Annotated in this window: 4 protein-coding genes; 1 reads left to right on the forward strand and 3 read right to left on the reverse strand. The window is 49.8% G+C overall.

Features of this window, described 5'->3' with window-relative positions:
- The 3 genes from ABYT30_RS14275 to ABYT30_RS14285 all read right to left on the reverse strand — a co-directional run.
- Positions 1-1,418 (reverse strand): TonB-dependent receptor (locus ABYT30_RS14275; RefSeq protein WP_373097165.1); only part of this gene is annotated, 1,418 nt, incomplete at its 3' end.
- Between the two features lie 440 nt (positions 1,419-1,858).
- Positions 1,859-2,881 (reverse strand): LLM class F420-dependent oxidoreductase, encoded by a 1,023-nt coding sequence (locus ABYT30_RS14280; protein ID WP_373097168.1) that lies wholly within the window; start codon positions 2,879-2,881, stop codon positions 1,859-1,861.
- Positions 2,882-3,490: 609 nt separating this feature from the next.
- Positions 3,491-4,852 (reverse strand): cytochrome P450, encoded by a 1,362-nt coding sequence (locus ABYT30_RS14285; protein WP_373083107.1) that lies wholly within the window; start codon positions 4,850-4,852, stop codon positions 3,491-3,493.
- Between the two features lie 164 nt (positions 4,853-5,016).
- Here ABYT30_RS14285 and ABYT30_RS14290 point away from each other — a divergent pair, with 164 nt between their 5' ends.
- A complete protein-coding gene (locus tag ABYT30_RS14290; RefSeq protein WP_373083108.1) occupies positions 5,017-5,613 on the forward strand; it encodes a TetR/AcrR family transcriptional regulator in 597 nt (198 codons plus the stop codon).
- Positions 5,614-5,945 lie beyond the last annotated feature (332 nt).

Genomic DNA, 5,945 nt, shown 5'->3' on the forward strand with positions numbered 1-5,945 from the left:
GCCTGGGTAAAAATCGCGAGGGTTTCACCATCAATATCAAAATCCTGCAATGTATCTAGTGGCACTAAGGCTCCTACGATTGGTGGCGCACTGCCCCCTGGAGGAAGGAGCGAAGAATCGGGCACGCGTCCGGCCGCGAGCTGAGCGAGATTGATCGCATCAACACCCACCAGTGGGCTGCTCAATAAGTAACGCTCGGATTTATACTCGTCTTGCCAAAACACCCCCGCGGCGTAATCTATTGCACCATCAAAAAATTGACCGTTTAATTGCAGCTCGAGCGTTAAAGACTCCTGATCAGCATCGTCTAACACAATGCCGCGCAAGAATGCTTCTGGTCCACCTTCGTCCGCCGTTTGTTGCGGCCCTTTTTTAATCGCGTCGCGGTAGCCGAGAATGGCTTTTAAACTGTGATCTTCGTTCAGTTCCCAGTTCAAGGTTGCACCAAACATCAAGGTGTCTTGATGCTTTATTTGCCGCTGAGTCGGCCCTTGATTGGTCATGAGGTCCGGTAAACTGTCGCGATCATTCGCCTTACAATTATCTTGGTAGGCGCTGGGATTACTCGGGTCAGTATCACCAGGCCACAGTATCCCTAAGCCATTAATAAAAAGTGCGTCTTCATTAATCACTGAGCAGTGGTATGAGGGGAAACGCTCCCGGGTCTTACCTAAGAACGTCATCGTATCTACCGTGATCGCGTCGGAGGCCATCCACCGTGATTGAAAAATTGCCGACAGGCGATCTACCGACTGATTAGTCGACGACGATGGGTCGCGCAAAAAACCGTCCCGACGCTGACTGCTAAGCGCCAGACGAGTTAACAATTCGTCGTTTACAGGCATATCCACCGCGGCGCGAATCCGCTGCTCATTGTAATTTCCCAATGCACCTTCGACGTAGCCACCAGATTCCTCGCCCGGCTTAATCAAAGTAAACACCAAGGCGCCACCCGTATTGTTTTTACCAAACAAGGTGCCCTGGGGGCCGCGCAAGACCTGCACACTTTCAATATCGATGGTGTCTAACAACTGGCCGTCTGGCCGTGGAATAAAAATGCCGTCGAGATAAACACTGACCGAGGGGTCAAAGCGCGCCATTGGCGCCCGCTGACCAATACCGCGAATAAAGATTTGCGGCGCGGTGCTGTCATTAATCTGCAAGCTCGGCACCGACTTACTTAACTCAGCGGTGCTGAGAATACCCTGCGCCCGTAAATCGTCACCGCTGATAGCCGTGACCGCCACCGGTGTTTCTTGGATATTTTCCGAACGCTTCCGGGCCGTAACCAAAACCTCCTCAAGCACTGAAGATAAATTCTTTTTTTGAATAACCACTTCGTCTGCATATAGCTGAGACGACATTGCGGCGACAGCCAGCCCCAATAATAACTCACGAGAAACGCGATCCATGGCCATAGAACTTTCCTCGGACTCCTCGGGGAATCCATCTTATTATTTGAAAAAGCAGAAACACAAAGATATGCAGCGTAACGACATAGCTTCAGACAAAGAATCATCCGTTTGGATGAATAGATTTCTAACTGCTGAGTCGAACGACGAATGTCAGACGCCTAGGGGCATTCGCTGCGCTCAAATGGATACCTGCCTACACAGGTATGACGACAAACGTTAAAGTAAGTCGAGCGTCACTCCTGCGAAGCCGGACACAGCCCCTGCGAAGGCAGGGGGTCCATTCCGATAACGAAGTGCGAGCAACACTACAAACATAAAGTGCTAACCCCCCGCTTTTGCGTTTACCGTCTGCCATCAAGCGTATAGCTAAACATTACATCCACTGCGCAATTGGATAGCTGCCTGCGCAGGTATGACATTGGACGTCAGGTTTTAAATTAATGCTAAACCACTTCGCCAGCAATAAATTCCATGGTTTCAACTGAGACATCAAAATTATCAGCGTGGCCAATCATTAAGGTTGTTACGTCAGATTTTTTCCAATCTTGCAGGCGTTCACGAATACGCTCTTTAGGTCCCAGCAATGAAATCTCATCTACCAATGCATCCGGCACCGCGTTAATAGATTCTTCATGCTTGCCGGCGTACCAAAGATCCTGAACCTTTTGTGCCTCGTCACCAAAGCCCATGCGATCCATTAAATTTTTATGGAAGTTTTCATGCTTTGCGCCCATGCCACCCAAATACATCGCCATGGTCATCTTGCCGGGATACATGGCATCTGCAAGATTATCGCTAACAATGCAATTTACCATCGCATTAATTTCGAAATCGTCTGGCTTATTTGCCAAGCTGGCATCAAAGATATTCATGCGATACGGCGACACAAAAATTGGCATCCAACCGTCAAAGCGTTCGGCGGCTAGGGCAATATTCTTCGGGCCTTCGGCACCTAAAAATACGGGGATTTTTTTACGTAGTGGGTGAGTAATACTTTTTAACGGTTTTCCTAAATGCAGATTATTAGGACCGTCATAAGGCAGTTTATATTGCGCCCCGTCGAGCGCCACTGGCGCTTCCCGGGCAATCACTTGTTGAAAAATATCCAGCCATTCCCGAGTCCGCTCTAGCGGTCGTTTGAACTGCTGGCCATACCAGCCCTCGACAACCTGAGGGCCAGAGACACCCACGCCCAAACAAAGGCGACCGTTGGACATATGATCTAAAGTCAGGGCCGTCATTGCCGCACACACCGGTGTTCTAGCGGAAATTTGCATAACGCCGGTGCACAAGCGAATTTTACTGGTCGACACTGCGATTGCGGCCAAGGGCGTAAAACAATCAGAGCCGTATGCCTCAGCAGTGAAGACAGAATCAAAACCAAAGGCTTCAGCTTTTTGTGCTAATTCGACAAAACGATCGGTTGGGTTTTTCTGCCAATAACCAAGATGTAAACCGAGCTTCATATCCAACCTCTTTTATTCTTAGAACATCGTAATTTAATTTTGAGCGCTTAGAGAGCAGTAAATGGCATTCGCTTCGCTCACTTGGATACCTGCCTTCGCAGGTATGACGGCAAACTCTAAAAATAAGTCAATCGCCACTCCTGCGGAGTTCGGGCACCGCTCCTGCGAAGGCAGGAGGTCCATCCCAGCAACAGAGTGAAAAATTAACGCTGCCACCAAAGGCATTCGCTCCGCTCACTTGGATACCTGCCTGCGCAGGTATGACGTTCAAATTGCACTAGCTCCGTACACAGGTATAAAAAATAGCGCAGCAACTTATCCTGCCGCGCCACCAAAACGAAGGCCTAGACTTGCGTCTCCCGTCTCCCATCAATCGATTCGCATCGAGTGCATTCGCGCCGGTCCTGCGAAGTTCGAGCGTCACCCCTGCGGAGGCAGGGGTCCATCCCAGCAACAGAGTGAAAATTTGACGCTGCCACCAAAGGCATTCGCTTCACTCTCTTGGATACCTGCCTGCGCAGGTATGACAGCAACATGGCGGGCGCCTTACCCAGCTGCCCCGCAATAGCCAACACCGAGCTTTAGGCCTCCTGCCCTGCCATCTAGCACTCAGCTTATCCGCTTCAATACCAACGGCAAATCATCAACTGGCTTCGGCAGTGGCACAGTTTGCATTTTATCGCTAAAGCCATCTGCCAAATGGAATTCGTACTGGCGCAGGAATTGGTGCATAAAGTTTTTCACCTGCATAAGCGCAAAGTGCATGCCGATACACTTATGGGCACCGCCGCCGAAACCAACCCAGCTAAAGGAGTGGCGCTTGTGCTCATTGCGTGGCTCTAACCAACGGTCGATATCGAACTTGAGTGGCTCATCCCAATATTCAGCCATACGATGAGTATGCTGAGGCGCCAAAAATAAAATCGTGTTTGCCGGGATTTTGTAGCCACCCAACTCGCAGTCATTAATCGTGCGACGCTGCATCATCATCACTGACGGGTGTAAACGCAGTGCTTCTTTGACCGCCACTTCCATTAGCGGCATATTCTCAAGATCTTCGTAATCCAAATAGGGCTTATCAATTGACATCGCCTCGTCACGCAGACGCTGCTGTAGCTCTGGGTTCTGACCCAAGTGGAAGAGCATGTGGCTCAAGGCACTGGTCGTTGTGTCATGGGCGGCAAACAGCAAGAAACTCATGTGCGCGATAATATCGTCGTCAGAGAAGTACTCGCCGTCTTCGGTTTTTTCACGGGTGAAATAGCTGAAGGTATCAGTACCATCTCCAGCACGGCGCTCATCGATCAGGCCGCCAAAAAACTCTTTTAGATAACGCTCGCCAATTTTGCCCTTGCGGTACTTCGTGCCAGGCAGCTCTTTGGTGACGATACCCATCAAACCATTAGCAATATCGAGAAAGGCTTTGTTCAATTTGGCTGCGCGCTCATCACTCTCATGCAAGCCAACAAAAATTTGCGCTGCCACATCTAACAGAATTTGCTTAATCGCTGGGAAGAACAGCAAATTATCTTGCTCGCCCCAACCACTAATTCCTTCAGCAATCATCGGCCCCATAGTTCCGATATAGCCTTTCATCGCGTCGTTCTTAAATGCCGACTGCATCATACGACGCTGAAAACGGTGTTCTTCATGGTCCCGCAGTAGTAGTGCACCTTTATAAAAGCGACCGAGCGAGCCCATATAGCCCATTTCCGCCGAGAAGTTTTTATCCCGATCAAGCATGATCTCTTTATAGAGATCTGGACCGATCAATAATGCACCTCTAAAGCCCGCCAAACCAAAGCGGCTTACATTGCCATGCTCCTGGTATTGACGATCAATGGTGCCGTACAAATCCTTCACTAGCTGAAATGTTTGACCGATAACGGGTAAACCGAAGGATCCTGGAATGTGATCCAGGTTCTCATTGTTTTTTTGTTCTTTATAGCTTGGGTTAACTGCTGTGGTCATATTCAGCCCTCCGAAGGGGGATTAGCGAGATGTTATTTGCGATCAATCATAGGCCTGGACCACATACATATCAAGCGTCCGATATGAAATATTCGTCATCTTCGGTATATTATGCGTCTCGAGCGCAAAGCCACTAGCCATCGCCAGAACACAAGGGTTCCAAATTGAGGAAAGTAGACCACGACAGCCGCCGCGAAGAAGTCGCTGGCGCCGCCGCCAAGTTAATCGCCCATAAAGGCCTAGAAGCACTGACCACGCGGGCTTTAGCGAAGGAGCTCAGCTGCTCGATTGGCGTGCTATCTCACTATTTCAGTAGCAAGGAAGAGATCGTTATTGCCGCTTTTCGCTGGGCAGATCAACGTATCGACCTGAGAATGCAAGAAGCCGTCGCTTACGAAAGCCCAAATATTGACTCCTTTGTGCCGGTCATTAAGGCGGGTTTACCACTAGATGAAGAATCTGATCTCGAATGGCGGGTGCGTCTGAACTTGCACACCTTTGCCCTTACCCATAGTGATAGTCTTGAAGCAGAACGCGACAAAAACAATCAATTTCGTGAGCTGATGTCCGGAATGATCGCCAATATGCAGGCCAACGGCCATGTTCGCACCGACATAAGCGCCGCTGACATTACCAGCATCGCCTTTGACCTTGTCAACGGCATGGCCAAAAACTTACTGATGTGCCCTTTTGAAGAGCGCGAAGCGAAAGCGGAGTATTTATTTAGGCTTATCGCGGTATTGAAAACACCGGCGGCTTAGCGATTCAACTATGCCACACCTAGGTGCATTCGCTGCGCTCATATGGATACCTGCCTGCGCAGGTATGACGCCAACTTAGTTCAGAGCTTCGAGCGACGTACACAGGTTGCCGTCACCCCTGCGAAGTTCGGGCACCGCTCCTGCGAAGGCAGGAGGTCCATCTCAGCAACGGAGTATTTTCCCTCCTACACCTCCCATCACGCATTCAGCTACTTCGACTTGGCGATAACCTCATTGGCATACCAGCTCATCATGCCCACTTTCTCCTCAACGGACTTATCATCAGCCTCAGAAGCGTAAACATCACGGAAGGCAACAAGCACTTCGTTTAC

This window comes from Zhongshania sp. (assembly GCF_041623545.1).
Classification (GTDB): domain Bacteria; phylum Pseudomonadota; class Gammaproteobacteria; order Pseudomonadales; family Spongiibacteraceae; genus Spongiibacter.